This window comes from Allobosea sp. 10L422, from assembly GCF_056395345.1.
In genome coordinates this window covers 241665-260515 of sequence record NZ_JBFTJI010000001.1, presented here as the reverse complement: position 1 = coordinate 260515, position 18851 = coordinate 241665, and the positions used below count along the sequence as shown (strand labels likewise).

General features: G+C 66.5%; 18 protein-coding genes. 12 read left to right on the top strand and 6 right to left on the bottom strand.

Annotated features, from left to right (window positions below; genetic code table 11):
* The first annotated feature begins 101 nt into the window (after positions 1-101).
* Positions 102-1109: a lipoyl synthase gene (gene lipA, locus AC1DEZ_RS01200; RefSeq protein WP_441513327.1), complete on the top strand. Its 1008-nt coding sequence runs from the start codon at positions 102-104 to the stop codon at positions 1107-1109.
* Between the two features lie 12 nt (positions 1110-1121).
* Complete coding sequence (locus AC1DEZ_RS01195; protein ID WP_476778298.1) at positions 1122-1598, top strand: type II toxin-antitoxin system RatA family toxin; 477 nt, start codon at positions 1122-1124, stop codon at positions 1596-1598.
* Between the two features lie 77 nt (positions 1599-1675).
* Here AC1DEZ_RS01195 and AC1DEZ_RS01190 read toward each other — a convergent pair whose 3' ends face one another.
* Both AC1DEZ_RS01190 and AC1DEZ_RS01185 read right to left on the bottom strand, forming a co-directional pair.
* The gene (locus tag AC1DEZ_RS01190; protein ID WP_476778297.1) at positions 1676-2164 is read right to left on the bottom strand and encodes a CinA family protein; all 489 of its coding nucleotides are present in this window, start codon (positions 2162-2164) and stop codon (positions 1676-1678) included.
* Between the two features lie 4 nt (positions 2165-2168).
* Positions 2169-3404, bottom strand: a complete 1236-nt coding sequence (locus AC1DEZ_RS01185) for a bifunctional 2-C-methyl-D-erythritol 4-phosphate cytidylyltransferase/2-C-methyl-D-erythritol 2,4-cyclodiphosphate synthase (protein ID WP_476778296.1) — start codon at positions 3402-3404, stop codon at positions 2169-2171.
* Between the two features lie 105 nt (positions 3405-3509).
* Between AC1DEZ_RS01185 and dusB the strand changes: the two genes are divergently transcribed.
* The 7 genes from dusB to hflX all read left to right on the top strand — a co-directional run bounded on the left by dusB (position 3510) and on the right by hflX (position 12785).
* Positions 3510-4538, top strand: coding sequence for a tRNA dihydrouridine synthase DusB (gene dusB / locus AC1DEZ_RS01180; RefSeq protein ID WP_476778295.1), 1029 nt, complete (start codon positions 3510-3512; stop codon positions 4536-4538).
* Between the two features lie 108 nt (positions 4539-4646).
* Positions 4647-5705 (top strand): two-component system sensor histidine kinase NtrB, encoded by a 1059-nt coding sequence (locus AC1DEZ_RS01175; RefSeq protein ID WP_476778763.1) that lies wholly within the window; start codon positions 4647-4649, stop codon positions 5703-5705.
* 8 nt (positions 5706-5713) lie between these two features.
* Complete coding sequence (gene ntrC, locus AC1DEZ_RS01170; RefSeq protein WP_441513332.1) at positions 5714-7165, top strand: nitrogen regulation protein NR(I); 1452 nt, start codon at positions 5714-5716, stop codon at positions 7163-7165.
* Between the two features lie 119 nt (positions 7166-7284).
* Positions 7285-9567: a sensor histidine kinase NtrY-like gene (locus tag AC1DEZ_RS01165; RefSeq protein WP_441513333.1), complete on the top strand. Its 2283-nt coding sequence runs from the start codon at positions 7285-7287 to the stop codon at positions 9565-9567.
* Positions 9567-10934 carry a nitrogen assimilation response regulator NtrX gene (gene ntrX / locus AC1DEZ_RS01160; protein ID WP_441513334.1) on the top strand — a complete coding sequence of 456 codons (1368 nt, stop codon included), beginning with the start codon at positions 9567-9569 and terminating at the stop codon, positions 10932-10934. The genes AC1DEZ_RS01165 and ntrX overlap by 1 nt, the downstream gene beginning before the upstream one ends.
* A gap of 200 nt (positions 10935-11134) precedes the next feature.
* Complete coding sequence (gene hfq / locus AC1DEZ_RS01155) at positions 11135-11383, top strand: RNA chaperone Hfq (protein ID WP_038365847.1); 249 nt, start codon at positions 11135-11137, stop codon at positions 11381-11383.
* Position 11384: 1 nt separating this feature from the next.
* Positions 11385-12785: a GTPase HflX gene (gene hflX / locus AC1DEZ_RS01150; RefSeq protein ID WP_476778294.1), complete on the top strand. Its 1401-nt coding sequence runs from the start codon at positions 11385-11387 to the stop codon at positions 12783-12785.
* A gap of 236 nt (positions 12786-13021) precedes the next feature.
* On the opposite strand, the gene mazG is transcribed toward hflX, so the two are convergent.
* Positions 13022-13855, bottom strand: coding sequence for a nucleoside triphosphate pyrophosphohydrolase (gene mazG / locus AC1DEZ_RS01145; RefSeq protein ID WP_476778293.1), 834 nt, complete (start codon positions 13853-13855; stop codon positions 13022-13024).
* A 154-nt stretch (positions 13856-14009) separates the two neighbouring features.
* Between mazG and arfB the strand changes: the two genes are divergently transcribed.
* Positions 14010-14429: an alternative ribosome rescue aminoacyl-tRNA hydrolase ArfB gene (gene arfB, locus AC1DEZ_RS01140; protein ID WP_476778292.1), complete on the top strand. Its 420-nt coding sequence runs from the start codon at positions 14010-14012 to the stop codon at positions 14427-14429.
* Between the two features lies 1 nt (position 14430).
* Positions 14431-14991 carry a regulatory protein RecX gene (locus AC1DEZ_RS01135; protein WP_476778291.1) on the top strand — a complete coding sequence of 187 codons (561 nt, stop codon included), beginning with the start codon at positions 14431-14433 and terminating at the stop codon, positions 14989-14991.
* Positions 14992-15015: 24 nt separating this feature from the next.
* Here the strand turns inward: AC1DEZ_RS01135 and AC1DEZ_RS01130 are convergent, their stop codons facing one another.
* Positions 15016-15993 carry a Bug family tripartite tricarboxylate transporter substrate binding protein gene (locus AC1DEZ_RS01130; protein ID WP_476778290.1) on the bottom strand — a complete coding sequence of 326 codons (978 nt, stop codon included), beginning with the start codon at positions 15991-15993 and terminating at the stop codon, positions 15016-15018.
* 173 nt (positions 15994-16166) lie between these two features.
* On the opposite strand from AC1DEZ_RS01130, the gene AC1DEZ_RS01125 reads away from it, so the two are divergent.
* Entirely contained in the window at positions 16167-16664 is a 498-nt protein-coding gene (locus AC1DEZ_RS01125) for a class I SAM-dependent methyltransferase (protein WP_476778289.1), read from the top strand.
* Between the two features lie 52 nt (positions 16665-16716).
* On the opposite strand, the gene AC1DEZ_RS01120 is transcribed toward AC1DEZ_RS01125, so the two are convergent.
* Both AC1DEZ_RS01120 and AC1DEZ_RS01115 read right to left on the bottom strand, forming a co-directional pair.
* Entirely contained in the window at positions 16717-17733 is a 1017-nt protein-coding gene (locus AC1DEZ_RS01120) for a M23 family metallopeptidase (protein ID WP_476778288.1), read from the bottom strand.
* Position 17734: 1 nt separating this feature from the next.
* On the bottom strand, positions 17735-18847 hold the full coding sequence (locus AC1DEZ_RS01115) for a helix-turn-helix transcriptional regulator (RefSeq protein WP_476778287.1): 1113 nt from the start codon (positions 18845-18847) through the stop codon (positions 17735-17737).
* Positions 18848-18851 lie beyond the last annotated feature (4 nt).

The window sequence follows — 18851 nt, the reverse complement described above, 5'->3', positions numbered from 1 at the left end:
GCCCCCCGCGCGCGGCCCGGCAGTTGCGGGAGCGCGCTTTGGGGATTAGCTAGGAGGGAGCCGGCAGTGCCGGCTCCCGCTTTTGAAGCCCGGACCTCGATATGGCGCTTGTTCTCGACCTGCTGAACCGCGATCCGCGGCCCAATGCCGGCAATCCGAAGGCGCAGCCGGCCCAGCCCGCGGGCGAGGTGCGCCATCCCGAGAAGCAGAAGCGTCCGGAAAACCCGGTCCTGCGCAAGCCGGACTGGATCCGCGTCAAGGCGCCGGGCTCGCCCAAATGGGCCGAGACCAAGGCGATCGTTAAGGCCGAGAAGCTGGTCACGGTCTGCGAGGAGGCCGGCTGCCCCAATATCGGCGAGTGCTGGGAGAAGAAGCACGCCACCTTCATGATCATGGGCGACACCTGCACGCGCGCCTGTGCCTTCTGCAACGTCAAGACCGGCGTGCCGCAGCCGCTCGATCTGGAGGAGCCGCGCAAGGTGGCCGATGCCGTCGCCAAGCTCGGCCTCGAGCATGTTGTCATCACCTCGGTCGATCGCGACGATCTCAAGGATGGCGGCGCCGAGCACTTCGCCAACGTCATCCGCGCGATCCGCAAGGCGTCGCCCGGCACCACGATCGAGATCCTGACGCCCGATTTCCTGCGCAAGCCGGGCGCGCTTGAGGTGGTGGTCGCGGCCAGGCCCGATGTCTTCAACCACAATCTCGAGACGGTCCCGGGCAGATATCTCAAGGTGCGCCCCGGCGCGCGCTACTTCCATTCGCTGCGGTTGCTGCAGCGCGTGAAGGAGCTCGACCCCTCGATCTTCACCAAATCCGGCATCATGGTCGGCCTCGGCGAGGAGCGGAACGAGGTTCTCCAACTGATGGACGACCTGCGGTCCGCCGATGTCGACTTCATGACCATCGGCCAGTACCTCGCGCCGTCGCGCAAGCACCACGCCGTGATCCGCTTCGTCACCCCCGACGAGTTCAAGAGCTTCGAGACCATCGCCTATGCCAAGGGCTTCCTGATGGTGTCCTCGACGCCGCTGACCCGTTCCTCGCACCATGCCGGCGAGGATTTCGCGCGGCTGCGTGCGAACCGGGCGGCGCGGCAGGGCCAGTAGCGGCTCCCACCCATGCCGATGTTCAACAGCACCCGCCGGGTGAAGCACTCACCCGAGCAGATGTTCGCACTCGTTGCGGATATCGAGAAATATCCGCGGTTCCTGCCGCTCTGCGAGGGGCTGACGGTGCGCCGACGCACGCCGCGGGAGGGCGGCGGCGAGGTGCTTCTGGCCGACATGACGGTGGGCTACAAGGCGATCCACGAGACCTTCACCAGCCGCGTCACGCTCGATCCTGCCAACCTCAAGATCCTCGTCGAATATGTCGACGGTCCGTTTCGCCATCTGGAGAACCGCTGGAGCTTCAAGCCGCTCGATACGGGCTGCGAAATCGGCTTCTTCATCACCTATGAGTTCGCCAGCCGCATGCTCGGCCTGCTGATGGGCGCGATGTTCGACAAGGCCTTCCACAAATTCTCGGAGGCCTTCGCGCGCCGGGCCGATGTGGTCTATGGCGGAGCCGCGTCAAAGGCTGTGACAGGCAATTGATCGCGACGCGCGGCTGACGCTCGGCCAGCGATTGATGCCTCCCGGCGATCTGGCGCCGCCTGTCCCGCTGAGGCAGCTCAGCGCGCAGCGTCCCGCAGCAGTTCGAGCGCGACGACCACGGATAGCCGCCGGATCTCGTCGCGCGACAGGTTTCCGAAGCGCATTTCGCGGTGAACGGTTCCGGTGGCCGTCGCGCAGGCAAAATGTACAAGGCCGACCGGCTTTCGCTCGGTTCCTCCGCCGGGACCTGCGACGCCGGTGATCGCCACAGCCAGATCCGCCGACAGCCTGGCGCGCCCGCCTTTGGCCATGGCGCAGGCGACCTGCTCGCTGACCGCGCCATGGGCCGCGAGCAGTTCGGTCGCCACATCGGCAAGCGCTGTCTTGGCTGCGTTCGAATAAGTCACCAGACCGCCGTTCACGACGTCGGAGGAGCCGGCAATCGCCGTGAGCGCTCCCGCGACAAGGCCGCCCGTGCAGGATTCGACCGTGGCGACCTTGAGACCGGCCTCGCGGCACAGGGCCAAAACGGTCTCGGACAGTGTCGTGACTTCGGCATCGAACATCGCGCTACTCCGCTTCGGGCAACCGGATCGTCGCCGTTCCCAGCGCGACGAGCCCCTCGCGCCGACCCGTGAAGCCCATGCGCTCGGAGGTCGTCGCCTTGATCGCGACCTTCTCGACGGGAATGCCAGCGGCCGCTGCGATCGCGGCGCGGATGGCCTCGCGATGCGGCCCGACCTTCGGCGCCTCGCAAACGATCGTCAGATCGAGATGGTCGATGCGCCCGCCGCGGGCGCGAACGCGCTCGGCAGCGAAAGCCAGGAACTGCGCCGAAGCCGCACCGCGCCATTGCGGGTCGCTCGGCGGAAAATGCGTGCCGATATCGCCATCGGCCAGCGCACCGAGCAGGGCATCCGTCAGGGCATGGAGCGCCACGTCGCCATCCGAATGGGCTACGACGCCGCGTTCATGCGCGATCCTGACGCCGCCGAGCCAGACATGATCGCCCGGACCGAAGGCGTGGACGTCATAGCCGGTGCCGACTCGCGTCACGAGCGTCTGCCCGGCGCGTGCATCCATGCGGCGGAAATCCTCGGCACGGGTCAGTTTGATGTTGGCAATCTCGCCCTTGAAGGTCGCGACGGGGTGGCCGGCCCATTCCATCAAGGCCGCATCGTCAGTGAAGCCGTGCAGCGCCACCGCTGCCGCAGCTTCATGCGCCGCCAGGAGCGGTTTGAAGCGGAAAGCCTGCGGGGTCTGGACGGTGACGAGCTGGTCGCGCGGCGGAGTCTCCGCGACATGGCCGGCGGCATCGATGCGCTTGACCGTGTCCGTGACCGGCAGGGCGGGGATCGCGGCCAATCCGCCGTCGCCGAGCGCGCCGATAGCCGCGCCGATCAGCGCCTGCGAGACGAAGGGGCGGGCGGCGTCATGGACCAAAACGATACCGTCGAAACCCTCGCGTGCAAGCGCGAGCAATCCGCGTCGCACCGAATCCTGCCGGGTCGCGCCGCCCGGCGTCGGAGCCGCGAGGCGGTCGTCGTCAATCCCGGCGACGGCATTGGCGTAGCGGGCCTCATCGTCCCCGCCGATCACGACCACCACACGGCCGATGGCGGGCTCCGCCAGGAAGGGCGCGAGCGCGCGGGCGAGGACCGGCACACCATCGACCAGCCGGTACTGCTTCGGCTCGCCTGCGCCCGCGCGCAAGCCACGTCCGGCAGCGACGAGCAGCGCCGCCACCGGAGCGCCGGTATCGGCATGGTCAGAAGACGACAGGGGGTCCGCGGAATGGCTGTTCATGCGGCAGCCATAGCCAATTCCGGCAGCGCTGGGCAGGGGGTGACTCTGTTGCAATGCAGCATCAACCTCTAAGCTCTTGCGCTCCCGCAGCATTGTCCAATAAATATGCATATCGAGAGTTGCCTTAAAAGCAGGCTGGGCCGTTTGAACATCGCAGGAATATCCATCGAAACCCGGGCCTTTCTTGCACCGATGTCCGGCGTGACCGATATCGTCATGCGCCGGCTCGCGGCGCGGCGCCATGCCGGGATCGTCGTTTCGGAAATGGTGGCCTCGGACGAATTTGTCCGCGGCAGCGAGGAAGCGCGCATCCGCGCGGAAGGCGAGGGCGTCTCTCCCCATGTCGTCCAACTCGCCGGCTGCGATCCTTATTGGATGGGCGAGGCCGCGCGGCTGGCCGAGGCCAATGGCGCAGCCATCGTCGACATCAATATGGGCTGCCCCGCGAAGAAAGTGACCGGCGGCTGGGCCGGCTCCGCGCTGATGCGCGATCTCGATCACGCCGTGGCACTGGTCGAGGCGGCGGTCGCCGCCACCACCGTGCCGGTGACGGTCAAGATGCGGCTGGGCTGGGACGACGCCTCCCGCAATGCGCCGGAGCTCGCGCGCCGCGCTGTCGCCGCAGGAGCGCGGATGATCACCGTGCATGGCCGGACGCGCCAGCAATTCTACAAGGGCAAGGCAGACTGGCGCGCCATCGCCGCGGTGCGGGCGGCCGGAGATTTTCCGCTGGTGGCGAACGGCGACATTCACGATGTCGCCGATGCCGAAGCCTGTCTCGCCGAGTCGGGAGCCGACTTCGTCATGATTGGACGGGCGGCTCTCGGGCGGCCCTGGCTGGTCGGCGAGATCGGGGCCGCGCTCGACGGTCGCAAGCTGGCGCCCTTGACGCTGGCCGAAAAGCTCGGCGTCGCGCGGGAGCATTACGAAGGCCTGCTGGCCTTGATGGGAGCAGCCCATGGCGTGCGCCACGCCCGCAAGCACCTCGCCGCCTATGCCGACGAGGCTGTGGCGGAGGGCTGCGAGCCGGATCCCGAACTGCGTCGGACACTGCTCACGTCGGAAGAGCCTCGCCAGGTGCTGACGGCGCTTGCGGGGCTGTTTTCGACCGAACGAAGCCGCGAAGCGGCCTGAGACGGAAAGGAAGGGCCGATGACGGCGCTATTTGCCGACAAGGGGCTCGCGAGCGAGCGTACCTATCTGCTCGACGCTATCGAAATACAGACGCTGAACGTCCTGCCGATGCCTGTCCTGGTCATCGGCGAAGGGCATGTGGTCATCTACGCGAATACGGCGGCGGAAGATTTCTTCCAGTCGAGCGCCTCCATGCTCAAGCGCCAGCGCATCGACGATCTCGTCGCCTTCGGCTCCCCGGTCCTGGGGCTGATCGAGGAGGTGCAGCGCCGCGGCGCGAGCGTCAGCGAATACCGCCTCGACTTCGGCTCGCCGCGCCTCGGCAGTGATCGCACCGTCGATGTTTTTGCCTCTCCCTTGCCCAGCCAGGGCGATGCGGTCGTCCTGATGCTGCAGGAACGGACAATTGCTGAAAAAATGGACAGGCAACTGACGCATCGAGGGGCAGCTCGGTCGATCACCGCACTCGGTGCCATGCTCGCCCATGAGATCAAGAACCCGCTCTCCGGCATCCGCGGGGCGGCGCAATTGCTGGAAGGTTCGATCTCGGACGCGGATCGCATGCTGACCCAGCTCATCTGCGACGAGACGGACCGGATCGTGAAGCTGGTCGAGCGCGTCGAGCTGTTCGGTGACGAACGGCCGAGCGAGCGCGACGCCGTCAATGTCCATGACGTGCTGGACCATGTGAAACGGCTGGCGCAGTCGGGCTTCGCCCGCCACATCCGCTTCTCCGAAGTCTACGATCCCTCCCTGCCGCCCGTCGCGGGCAATCGCGACCAGCTCGTCCAGGTCCTGCTGAATCTGGTCAAGAACGCTGCCGAAGCCATTGGCGAACATGCGATAGACGGCGAGGTCACGCTGACGACGGCCTATCGCCCGGGCATCCGCATGCAGGTTCCCGGGTCGTCCGAGCGGATCGCGCTGCCGCTCGAAATCGTCATCCGCGACAATGGCCCGGGCGTGCCGCATGACCTCATCCAGCACCTGTTCGATCCCTTCGTCACCACCAAGGCGCAGGGAAGTGGCCTTGGACTTGCACTTGTCGCCAAGGTGATCGGCGATCACGGCGGAATCGTCGAATGCGAGTCCGTTCCCCGCCGCACGCAATTCAGGATCCTTCTGCCGCTGCACCAGCTTGGTCAGGGCAGTCAACGCAAGGCCTAAGCGAACACATGCCGACCGGTCATATCCTCGTTGCCGACGACGACGCCGCGATCCGCACCGTCCTCAATCAGGCGCTCGCCCGGGCCGGTTACGAAGTCCGTACCACCGGCCAGGCCGCGACGTTGTGGACCTGGGCCGCCCAGGGCCTCGGCGACCTGATCATCACCGATGTCGTGATGCCGGATGGGAATGCCTTCGACCTGCTGCCGCGCATCAAGCGCGTGCGGCCCGAGCTGCCGATCATCGTGATGAGCGCGCAGAACACCTTCATGACGGCGATCAAGGCGTCCGAGCGCGGTGCCTACGAATATCTGCCCAAGCCCTTCGACCTGAAGGAGCTCGTCGCCATCGTCGGCCGCGCCATGTCGCGCCCCCGTGGCGAGGCCGCACGCAGCCACGCCGCCGAGCCGGAGGACATCCCGCTCATCGGCCGCTCTCCCGCGATGCAGGACGTCTATCGCGCGCTGGCCCGCCTGATGCCGATCGACCTGACCGTGATGATCAACGGCGAGTCGGGCACCGGCAAGGAGCTCGTGGCGCGCGCCCTGCACGACTACGGCAAGCGCAAGAACGGCCCCTTCGTCGCCATCAACATGGCGGCGATCCCGAAGGATCTGATCGAATCCGAATTGTTCGGCCATGAGAAGGGCGCCTTCACCGGAGCCCTGACCCGCTCCTCCGGCCGTTTCGAGCAGGCGGAAGGCGGCACGCTCTTCCTCGACGAGATCGGCGACATGCCGATGGAGGCACAGACCCGCCTCCTGCGCGTCCTCCAGCAGGGCGAATATACGACCGTCGGCGGGCGCACCCCGATCAAGACCAATGTCCGGATCATCGCCGCGACCAACAAGGATCTGCGGATCTCGATCGCGCAGGGCCTCTTCCGCGAGGACCTGTTCTTCCGGCTGAACGTCGTGCCGATCCGGCTGCCGCCCCTGCGCGAGCGCGTCGAGGACATCCCCGATCTCGTGCGCCACTTCTTCTCGCTGGTCGAGAAGGAGGGGTTGCCGCGCAAGCAGGTCGATTCGGAAGCGATGGACGTGATGCGTCGCTACCGGTGGCCCGGCAATGTCCGCGAGCTCGAGAATCTGGTGCGCAGGCTGGCGGCGCTTTATCCACAGGAGACGATCACCGCCCCGATCATCGAGGCCGAATTGCAGCCTGCTGCGGCGGGGCCGGGCTATTCCGGCAGCTCGGCTGCCCCGGAACGCGCCGAGACGCTGTCCGGCTCGGTCGAGCGCCATCTCAGCCAGTATTTTGGTGGTTTCGGCGACAACATTCCCCCGCCGGGCCTCTATCACCGCATTCTGCGCGAGATCGAGCCGCCGCTGATAGCTGCCGCGCTGGCGGCCACGCGCGGCAACCAGATCCGTGCCGCCGAGTTGCTCGGCCTCAATCGCAACACGCTGCGCAAGAAGATCCGCGAGCTCGACATGCAGGTTGTCCGCTCGCCGCGTTGAGGGCGCGCGAGCTCGCCTTGTCTATGTCATATTTTGACAACACCGTTGCGGCGGCGCATCAGTGGCGCCGTTAGGCGGCGCCATGCTTCGGCGGTGCCGCATCGGAGTTGTCAGAACACGTGTCCGCTTCCGCAACTGAAGCCAGAATGATGCCGCGCGGCGAGGAGAAATCCCGCCGCGTTTCCGGCTGGATCGGTGGGATCATCGTCTTCCTGGCGCTGGTTTCGGCGCTGCTCACCTTCCTCGTCCTGTCGGGCGCGACGCCGATCGCCCCGGTGCATGAGGTCGTGATTGGCGTCTTCGTTCTCAATGCGCTGCTGATTCTGGCTCTGCTCGTCGTCGTCGCCATCGAGGCGGCCGTGCTGATCCGCGCCCGCAAGGCGGGAGCTGCAGCGGCCGGGCTGCATGTGCGGATCGTCGGCCTTTTCAGCATCGTGGCAGCGCTGCCGGCCGTTCTCGTCGCGGTGATCGCAACCGTCACCATCGAGCGGGGCCTGGAGCCCTGGTTCTCGGACCGGATGCGGGATGCGATCTTCAAATCGGTCGAGGTGGCGGATGCTTATGCGGCGAGCCAATGCCGCTCGCTGGGCCGCGAAATCCGTGTGCTCGCCGACGATCTCACGCGCGCCAAACCCGCCTATGACGCCGACCGCAAATGGTTCGAGAACTTCCTGACCTCGCGCGCGACAGCGCTCGGCGTCCCCGTCGCCGCGATCATGCAACCGCCGGACAAGGTTCTGGTGCGCGCCAATATCGACGTGTTGAAGGACGCTCCCAAGCCGGATCAGGCCGCTTTCGACGACGCTCAGTCGGCACCGGAGCCGATCTGCGTCATCCCGCGCACAGGCCGGGTCTTCGGGGCGGTGGTGAAACTGCCCGCCTACGGCAACAGCTTCCTGCACATCGCGCGCGAGGTCGACCCGCTGGCGGTCGAGTTCCCGGCGGTCGCGCGTGGCGCGGCTGTCGAATACCTGTCGATCGATGCCCGCCGTAAAGGGGTCCAGGTCGCCTTCGCTTCGATGTACGGTCTGATCGCGCTGATCCTGCTGCTCTCGGCGATCTGGCTTGGCCTCAGCTTCGCCAACGGCCTGGTCGCTCCGATCAGGCGGATGATTCATGCGACGGATCAGGTCTCCAGCGGCAATTTCTACGTCCAGGTGCCGATCCGAAGATCGGAAGGCGACCTGGCCCATCTCGGAGAGACCTTCAACAAGATGACGGCGGAGCTGCGCCGCCAGCGCGACAGCCTGGTAACGGCGAGCGAGGTCATCGACAGGCGACGGCGCTTCACAGAGACCGTGCTCTCGGGCGTCTCGTCCGGCGTATTGAGCCTCGATGGCGATGGCCACATCACGACGATCAATCGCTCGGCCGAGGCGCTTCTGGGTACTGGCGGCCGCCTGCTGGGCAGGCCGATCGCCGAGATCGCCCCCGAGGTCGCGGGCCTGGTCGCCGATGCGCTGCAGGGCCGGCAGCGGCAGATCTCGGGGCAGGCGACGCTGACGCGCGCCGGGCAGGACCGCATGGTCAATATTCGCGCCGTGCGCGAAGGGGAGGGGCTCAGCGCCGGTCTCGTGGTGACGCTGGACGACATCACCGATCTCGTCTCCGCCCAGCGCACCGCCGCCTGGGCCGATGTCGCCCGGCGCATCGCTCACGAGATCAAGAATCCGCTGACGCCGATCCAGCTTTCGGCCGAGCGGATCAAGCGCCGTTTCGGCCGCGTCATCATCGAAGGCAAGGATGTCTTCGACCAATGCACCGACACGATCGTGCGGCAGGTCGAGGATATCCGGCGCATGGTCGACGAGTTCTCCTCCTTCGCTCGCATGCCGAAGCCGTCGCTGGCGCGCGAGGATATCGTCGAAACGGTTCGTCAGACTGTCTTCCTCTGGCGGGTCGGCAACCCGGAGACGACGATCGAGGAAAGCCTGCCGGCGGAAGCCGTCTTTGCCCGCTTCGACCGCCGCCTGATTTCCCAGGCTCTGACCAATGTCATCAAGAACGCGACGGAAGCGGTCGAGGCGGTTCCGGCCGACGAGCGCGGCCAGGGTCGCATCGACGTCCGCCTGGAGCGGCGCGACGACGGGCGCGTCGTCATCGAGATCATCGACAACGGCAAGGGGCTGCCGGCCGACCAGCGCCAAAAGCTGCTGGAGCCCTATATGACGACGCGCGAAGGGGGCACCGGTCTCGGCCTCGCCATCGTCGGCAAGATCCTGGAGGACCATGGCGGCGGCATCGAGCTGCTCGACCGCCCGGACGCCTCCAGCGGTGCCAGAGGCGCCCGCATCCGCCTCTGGTTCCCTGAAACCGGCCCTTCCGAGGCCAATGGCGGCGATGATGCCGCCCGGCCGGGTTCCGGCCCGGTCACTCACGATTCGCAGAATGGGATAGGTTGATGAGCGCTGACATCCTGGTGGTGGACGACGAAGTCGATATCCGCGATCTGGTCGCCGGCCTTCTCGAGGACGAAGGCTACCGGACCCGCAAGGCGGGCTCCGCCGACGAGGCGCTGGCCGCGATCGCGGCGCGGCGGCCGAACCTCGTCTTCCTCGACATCTGGCTGCAGGGCAGCCGCCTCGACGGCCTGCAGGTCCTCGAGCTGATCAAGGAGAGTCACCCGGATCTCGCCGTGGTGATGATCTCCGGCCACGGCAACATCGAGACGGCGGTGTCCGCGATCAAGAGCGGTGCCTACGACTTCATCGAGAAGCCGTTCAAGGCGGACAGGCTCGTCCTCGTCGCCGAGCGTGCGCTGGAAGCGTCGCGGCTGCGCCGCGAGGTGCGGGAGCTCAAGACCCGTTCGGTCCAGGCCAACCGCATCGTCGGCCGCACGACCGTCGTCAACCAGCTCCGCCAAACGATCGAGCGGGTCGCGCCGACCAATGCGCGCGTCCTGATCACGGGCGAGCCGGGCTGCGGCAAGGAGCTCGCCGCCCGGACGCTGCACGAGGCATCCACCCGCTCGCACAGCCCCTTCGTCGTCATCAATGCGGCGACGATCACGCCCGAGACGATGGAAGAGGAGCTCTTCGGCGTCGAGGGCGGGGACGGGCGCTCGCGTCGCGTCGGCGCGCTTGAGGAGGCGCATGGCGGCTCGCTCTATATCGACGAGATCGGCGACATGCCGCGCGAGACGCAGAACCGCATCCTGCGCGTGCTGGTCGACCAGAACTTCCAGCGCGTCGGCGGCGCGACGCGGGTCCATGTCGACGTCCGCATCATCTCCTCCTCGAGCCGCGATCTCGCGCAACTGATCGCCGAGGGGCATTTCCGCGAGGACCTCTATCACCGCCTCAGCGTCGTGCCGATCCGCGTGCCCGCGCTCTCCGAACGGCGCGAGGACGTGCCGGAGCTGATCGAGTTCTTCATGGACCAGATCTCGGTGGCGAGCGGTCTGCCCAAGCGGCGGATCGGCTCCGATGCGATGGCCGTTCTGCAATCGCATGAGTGGCCGGGCAACGTCCGCGAGCTGCGCAACAATGTCGAGCGGCTGATGATCCTGACCAAGGGCGATCCGACCGCGGAGGTCACGATCGAGATGCTGCCGGCCGAGGTCGGCGCGATGGTGCCGACAACGCCATCGGGCTCGGGCGGCGAGCGGCTGATGAGCCTGGCGCTGCGCGATGCGCGCGAGATCTTCGAACGCGAGTATCTGATCGCACAAATAGCGCGCTTCTCGGGCAACATCTCGCGTACCGCCGAATTCATCGGCATGGAGCGCTCCGCCCTGCACCGGAAGCTCAAGTCGCTCGGTGTCGGCTAGCCTTTCGTAGGGTGCATCTGCACGCCACGCAGATGCACCTGCGAAAAAACGCGGCATTGCTGCACTTGCGTTGAAGACGAACTCGACGATCTAATGGAGCGTCGGTGTTCCGAGGCTGGCGGAATGCGCCGCCGACCCGAACGGAACGAACTGGATCGCGGGCGTAAACCGATCGCCGATCCCAACAACAGGGACTACCCATGGCCGCAGAGCGGGCTCAGAACCTCCAGGACACTTTCCTCAATCACGTTCGCAAGCAGAAGATTCCGCTGACGATTTTCCTTGTCAACGGCGTGAAGCTGCAGGGCGTCGTCACCTGGTTCGACAATTTCTGCGTGCTGCTGCGCCGCGACGGCCATTCGCAGCTCGTCTACAAGCATGCGATCTCGACCATCATGCCCGGCCACCCGGTGCAGCTGTTCGAGCCCGAGGAAACGGACAAGAACTGAGTTGGCGACAAGCCACAAGGACGACAAGCATCGGGCGGCCACGCGGGTCACAGGCGCGAAGCCGCTCGACGAGATCGAACGCGACATCGCGGCGAATACGCGCGCCTTCGTCGTGGGACCCTATCTGCAGAAGCGCGGCGTTTCCGTCGACGCCAACCAGCGTTCCTTCGCGGCGCGGCTGGACGAGGCCGTCGGCCTCGCGGCTGCGATCGACCTGACCGTCGTCGAGCCGGTACAGGTGCTGCTGACCGCATTGCGGCCCGCGACCTATCTCGGCAAAGGCAAGGTCGAGGAGCTGGCGGAGCGCATCAAGATCGAGGAAATCGGCCTCGTCGTGATGGACTGCGCGCTGTCGCCGGTTCAGCAACGCAACCTCGAAAAGGCCTTCGGCTGCAAGGTCATCGATCGCACGGGCCTGATCCTCGAGATCTTCGGCCGGCGGGCGCGCACCAAAGAGGGCGCGCTCCAGGTCGAGCTTGCGCATCTCAACTACCAGAAGAGCCGGCTGGTGCGGTCCTGGACCCACCTCGAACGTCAGCGCGGCGGCTTCGGCTTCCTCGGCGGCCCCGGCGAGACGCAGATCGAGGCCGACCGGCGCATCATCCAGGAGCGCATGACCAAGATCGAGCGCGATCTGGAGAGCGTGAAGCGAACCCGTTCTTTGCACCGCGCGAGCCGGAAACGCGTGCCTTATCCGATCGTTGCGCTGGTTGGTTACACCAACGCCGGCAAGTCCACGCTGTTCAACCGGCTGACTTCGGCTGAGGTGCTGGCGCAGGACATGCTCTTCGCTACGCTCGATCCGACCGCCCGGGCGATCAAGCTGCCGCATGGCGCCCGGATCATGCTCTCCGACACAGTCGGCTTCATCTCCGACCTGCCGACGCAGCTCATTGCCGCGTTCCGTGCCACGCTGGAGGATGCGATCGAGGCCGATGTCCTGCTGCATGTCCGCGACGTCTCGCATGAGGACACGCAGGCGCAGGCCGCGGATGTCCAGGCGATCCTGCGCGATCTCGGCATCAACCCGGATGATGGCCAGCGCGTCGTCGAAGTCTGGAACAAGGCGGATCTGCTCGATGCGGCCGAGCGCGAACGCCAGCTCGGCGTCGCGTCGCTGCGTCCCGCCGAAACGCGGCCGGTTCTCGTCTCGGCGCTGACCGGCGAGGGCATCGATCGCCTGACCCGCGCCATCGAGACCCGGATCGCCTTGAGCCGCCCAGTCTACGCGCTCGAACTCGCGCCCGGCGATGGCAAGTCGCTGGCCTGGCTCCACGCCAACGGCGAAATCCTGGAGCGCGCGGACGCCGAGGACGGCCGGCTCAAGCTCGTCGTTCGCCTGCCGCCGGAGCGGGAAGGGTCCTTCACGGCCCGATTCCCGCAGGCTGAACGACAGGGGTGACGGCCGGCGACGTCAGGTGCCGTTTATTGGTCGGATATGATCGAATTCTGCTGGTTGGTCACGGAGCCGCGGTCATCCCGGGCTTGACCCGGAATCTATGCTAGAACGTTTCCGAGCACGGTTCAGCCATGGATACCGGCTCGGTGCTTCGCTCCGGCCGGGGTTAGCTGCACCCCTACGAAAGCCCGCGTGATCCGGCCCCGGAGCTCGTCTGCTCCTGGCGGCGACTATCGTGATCAGATCGCCTTCTCGGCCTTCTTCACCGCCTGCCAGAGCGCTTCCATCTCGTCGAGGCTCGCCTCCTTTGCGGTTCGGCCCTCCGCTTCAAGTTTTGTCTCGATACCCTTGAAGCGTCGCTCGAATTTCGCATTCGCGGCGTTGAGGCAGGCCTCCGGATCGGCATCGACATGGCGGGCGAGATTGGCGATCACGAAGAGCAGATCGCCGATCTCCTCCTGGATGGCGGCCTTGTCGCCGCCAGCGAGCGCCTCGTCGATCTCTTCAGTCTCCTCGCGGATCTTGTCGAGCACGAGCCGGGCGTTGTTCCAGTCGAAGCCGACGGTCGAGGCTCGGGCCTGCAGCTTCCAGGCGCGGGTGAGGGCGGGCAGGTTGTGCGGCACGCCGGCGAGGACGCTCCTGTCCTCCTGCAGCGGCGGCAGGCCAGCTGCTTCGTGCGCCGCGGCCTTGGCCGCCTTCTCCTCGGCCTTGATCCGGTGCCACAGCACTTTCACTTCGGCCGGCGAGAGATCCCGCGCGTCGCCGAAAACATGCGGATGCCGGCGGATCAGCTTGCTGGTGATCGCTTCCACCACATCCGGGAAGGCGAAGGACCCTTCCTCCTCGGCCATACGGGCATGAAAAACCACCTGCAACAGGAGGTCGCCCAGCTCGTCCTTCAGGTCGAGCTTGTCGCCGCGCGCGATCGCATCGGCAACCTCATAGGCCTCTTCGACGGTGTAGGGAGCGATCGACGCGAAATCCTGCTCCAGATCCCAGGGACATCCGGTTCCGGGCGCACGCAGCGCCGCCATGATCTCGATCAGCCGTTCGATGTCGCGAGAGGGCTTCAACGCTGCCTGTCCCCATGATCTGCGGTCAAGCATTGCTGCGCGAAAAAGTGGGAACCGGTTTTTCGCTGAAGCAATGCTCTAAACTTTCAGAATCGATCACGTTTTTCGCATTCGGATGTTTCAATCCGAATGCGACGTGATCTAGCTTCCTCCCATGATTCAAGTCACCCCGTCCATCGCCATCGACGAGAGCGAGATCGAGGAGAGCTTCGTGCGCGCCTCGGGTCCCGGCGGCCAGCACGTCAACAAGGTCTCGAGCGCCGTGCAGATCCGCTTCGACGTGCGCCGTTCGCCGTCGCTGCCGAACGAGGTCGCCATCCGCCTGATGAAGCTCGCCGGCAGCAAGCTGACTCAGGATGGCGTCATCGTCATCGTCGCCCAGACGCATCGCAGCCAGAAGCGCAATCGCGAAGAGGCCGTCGAGCGGCTGCTGGAGATGGTCCGCGCCGCCGCCGTCCGCCCGACCGTTCGACGCGCGACGAAGCCGACCAAGGCGTCGAAGGAGCGCCGGCTCGCCTCGAAGGATCGCCGCTCCGGCGTCAAGGCCGGCCGATCGAAGCCTGCGGCCGACTAGCATGTCCGACAGCGAACGCCAGCCGGGGCAGGGGGCTCGCCCTGCCCGCGCCCCGCGGCGCATCACCGCCGACTATCTCCAGCGTGCGGCGATGCACTATCTTGAGCGCTACTCTGCCCCAGCCGCTCAACTGCGCCGCGTGCTGGCGCGCAAGATCGCCGTGAGCTGTCGGCATCACGGCGACGATCCCGCGCATCACGCCGTCGCACTGGACGATGTGATCGCCCGCTGCCTGTCCAGCGGATTGATCGACGATCGCCGCTTCGCCGAGGCGCGGGCGGCGACGCTGAGGCGCAAGGGGCAGTCTAGCCGCAGCGTTATGGTCAAGCTGGCCGCCAAGGGGATAGCGCGCGATCTTGCGGGCGAATTCGCGAACACCCATGCCGACGACGAGATCGCCGCCGCCCGCATTGCCGCGAAGCGCCGCCGGCTTGGCCCCTGGCGCAGGCCGGACGAGCGGGCCGCCTGCCGTCAGAAGGATCTCGCCGCCCTGGCGCGGCTCGGCTTCGGCTACGCGACGGCCCGCAGCGTCATCGATGGCGATGCCGACAGCGCGTCCTGAACTTCAGGCTTCACTGAAGCCGCCTCACTCAAGCTTGACCTGAGCGTCCTTGACGACCTTGCCCCAGCGCTCGACCTCCGCCGTAACGAAGCGCCCGAAGGCGTCGCCGCTCAGGCTCGGGATCGGGGAGCCGTTCTTCTTCCAGGCCGCATCGATGGCCGGGGACTTCAGCGCTTTCTCGACCTCCGTCCGCATTCGCGCGACGATCTCGGGCGGCGTTCCCTTGGGAGCCCAGAGCGCATACCAGGTCGAGACCTCGTAGCCGTCGAGGCCCGCCTCCTTGGCCGTCGGAACATCGGGCACAGCCTCCGAGCGCGTCGGCGCGGCAACGGCCAGGGCCCGCAAGGCGCCGCTCTGGATCTGGGCTGCCGAGGAACCGAGCCCGTCGAATAGGATATCGACCTGCCCGGCGACGGTATCCTGCAAAGCTGGGCCGGCGCCGCGATAGGGCACATGGGTCAGCTTTGTGCCTGTCGAGAGCTGGAACAGTTCGCCGGCGAGATGGTGCGTCGTGCCGTTTCCGGCCGAGGCATAGTTGAGCTTTTCCGGGTTCTTCTTGGCGAAATCGACCAGCTCGGCCACGGTCTTCGCCTGGACCTTGCCGGGATGGACGACGATGACCTGCGGCGGCTGGGCAACGACGGCGATCGGGATGAAATCGGTCTCGATGCTGTAGTCGAGCTTTGGATATAGCGCGGGCGCGATGGCGTGGTGGGCGGCCCCGACGAAGAAGGTATACCCGTCCCGCTTTGCCTTCGACGCCGCGGAGGCCCCGACTGTCCCGCCGGCGCCGCCGCGGTTTTCGATGATGATGCGCTGGCCCAGTTGCTGATCGAGCTGCGCGGCGAGCGGCCGCGCAAACGCGTCCGTTCCGCCGCCGGCAGGGAAGGGCACGATGAAGGTGATCGGCCGCGCAGGCCAGGCCTCCGCCCACGCCGGAGCATGCAAGGCCAGTACGGATGCGGCGGCGGTCGCCGCGATGAAGGATCGCTTCGTGATCATCGGCTCTCTCCCAGGGCGAGGCTCTTGCCGGCCTTCGCTGCGTGTCCGACAATGCGGACCGTCTTGCGGATTAGGCCATCGGGACAATCCGTTTGGCAAGCGCGTGGCCGAGATGCGTACCGGTTCCGCAATCTCGACTTGCGGCATCGAGCAGAGATTGGCAGGCGAAGATCATGAGCCGGCTCGACAGTTTCATCCGCCGTCTGAAGGCCCAGCGCAGCGTGCTGAACTGGGCAGCCGATTTCGCCGCGGGCAAGGACGGCCTGATCCTTGAGCTCGGCCTCGGCAATGGCCGGACATACGACCATTTGCGCGCGAGATTGCCCGGCCGCGACATCCATGTCTTCGAGCGCTCGCCCAGCCCGAATCCCCGATCGATGCCCCCGCAGCACCTCCTCATCATCGGGGAGATGGAGCAGACATTGCCGGCCTTCGCCGCCCGGCATGGCGCCGCGGCGATTTTGATCCATGTCGATGTCACGACGGGCGTGCCCATGCGCGACCGGGTGGCCTTCGCATGGCTGCCAGGACAAGTGGCGGCATTGGTGCAGCCCGACGGGCTGATCGTCAGCGGCTGGCCGCTCGACGATCCCGCCTTCGAGGCCGTGCCGCTTCCGGCCGAGATACCCGAGGAGCGCTATTTCGCCTATCGGCGCCGCGGCGCCGGCTGAAACCATCGTGGAGGGACGCGGCAAATCCGAAAGCCTGGGGACCAGGCTCGGCTTAGGGGTGCGGCCGGCTCTGTTGAAGCTCGATATCGAAGCTTCGTTCGAGAACCTCGTTCTTGTCGTTGAGCACCGTGTATCGCGCGCGATAGGTGCCGCTTGCCCACCCGGCCGGTGGTTTCCGCAGCCCCGTGAAGACCAGCGTCTGCGCCTGATTTCGCTCGAGCGGCGAGGCTTCATGCCTGGCGATCACCTGGCCGGACGGATTGCTCACGACGATCGATTGCACGTCGCCGATCTTGAGGCCGATGCCGCGGACATAGGCGACGAGCGCGGGGGCTTCGATGCCCGGGGGCGGTTCGGCGTCGCCAGCCTCCAGCGTCGCCATCGTCACCGAGGCGGCAGCAAAGCCTGCATTCAAGACCCATCGCGGCCTGTAGGCGAGCAGGGACGCCGATGCGGGCTCCCAAAGCATGCGACCGCCGCCACATGAATGAGGCGGCGCCTCGTAGGCGAAGGGGTCAGCGATCTCGCCGCGATAGCGGACGATGAAATGAAGATGCGGATATTCGGTCAGGCCGGACAGACCGATCTGCCCGATCGCCTGACGCGCTTCGACCCGGTCGCCGACCTCGACGCGCAGGCTGCCGCGAGCCATGTGGCAGTATTGGGTCTGCCAGCCGGCCGAATGCTCGATCACGACCGCGTTGCCGCATTCGGAGCCCTTCACGGCCGCCGCTCCGCTGTCGCGAACGGACACATCGGCCATGCCGTCGCGTCGCCGGACGACGCGGCCGGCGGCGGCAGCCAGGACATCGACCCCGGCGCGCTGGGCAGCCATGGTCGGCAGCCGGAAATCGGTCCCGTTATGGCCGTCATAGGAGAGGGTGCCGCATTGAAAATCCCGGGCCGAGGATGTGGGGTCGGCGTCGACATAGTTTTGGATGAAGCAGTTGCGGCCGAGCTCGCAGGCGACCGGCAGGGCGAAGATCGGCGCCTCCCCGGCAACGGCCGCCGGGACAACGAGAACGGCGACGGCCGCGGCCATGCGAAAACGATGGCCGCCGCCCGTCACATCAAGCCTCCTCATGCCGAAACAGGGGCGGCCCGCTGCATGAATTGGGAGGATGTATCTCTTCGGGAAAGAGCTGATCGCGACATCCCTCGACGAAGGGTGACAACGTCAAAATATAGAGCAGGAAAAACTCGATCTGCCGATTGATGCCGAGCTTGAGCATGATGCGTTTGATATAGGTCCTGACTGTCGCTTCCGTGAGATCGAGCGTCTGGCCGATCTTCCATGGCGGCTCCCCGCCCAGGATGCGCATCACGATTCTTTCCTCGGCCCAGGGCAGGCCGAAGGCCGTCGCAATCCGCTTGGCCCCCGCTGCCGGATCGATCTGCGGGATGACGACGAGCAGCCGGTCCATGTGCCGCTCGGTCGGCGCCGCGCCGATCCATGCGAAGGCAAAGGCGCGATGGTCTGTCGACAGGGGAATGATCGTGTTCGTCCAGCCTCGGCCTGAGCGGGATGCCATCGTGTCGCGCAGCGCGTGGCGCAGGAGGTTGTTGACGAGAGAGTTGGGGCCGGCGAGGGCGCCATGGTCGAGGCGAACCGGGTTCTTCGCCTGAAGCATCTGCCGGCCGGCATCGTTGGTTTCGAGGAGGCGTAGCTGCTGGTCGACGGCGAAGGCCGGAAAGGCCAGCTCCTGCAGCATGGTGTCCAGACTCAGGTTTTCGTGTCGACGTTGCGTGAAGCCCTGGGTCGTCGCCCAGATCACGCTCGCGGCGCGCGAGATGCAGACCATCTCCGCGGCCGAGAGGGAATGCGGCCGCCAGCCTGCCAGGAAAACCAGATCATTTCCGTCGCTCGCAGGCAGGCGCCCTGCAAGCGCGTATCCGGCCTCGCCCGCCTCCCGCCCGAGCAATTCCGCTATGAGCGTATCGGTCGCTTCGACCGCGAACAGCCCGGCGCTCTGCCAGTCCGGCCGATGCACCAGATGCGTGATCGCATCCGCCGAGGGCTGCACGTCACTGTCAAAGCCGACACGAACGGCGGCTGCCGCAAAGCCGTTCGGCGGGGCCAGTGTCAGGACAAAGCATCGCTTGCATTCGAGCAACCCGAGCATCGCCCGTCCGAAAGCTTCCAGGGCGAGAAGCGTCGCGGCTCTGCCAGGGGGCGTCGGCATGATG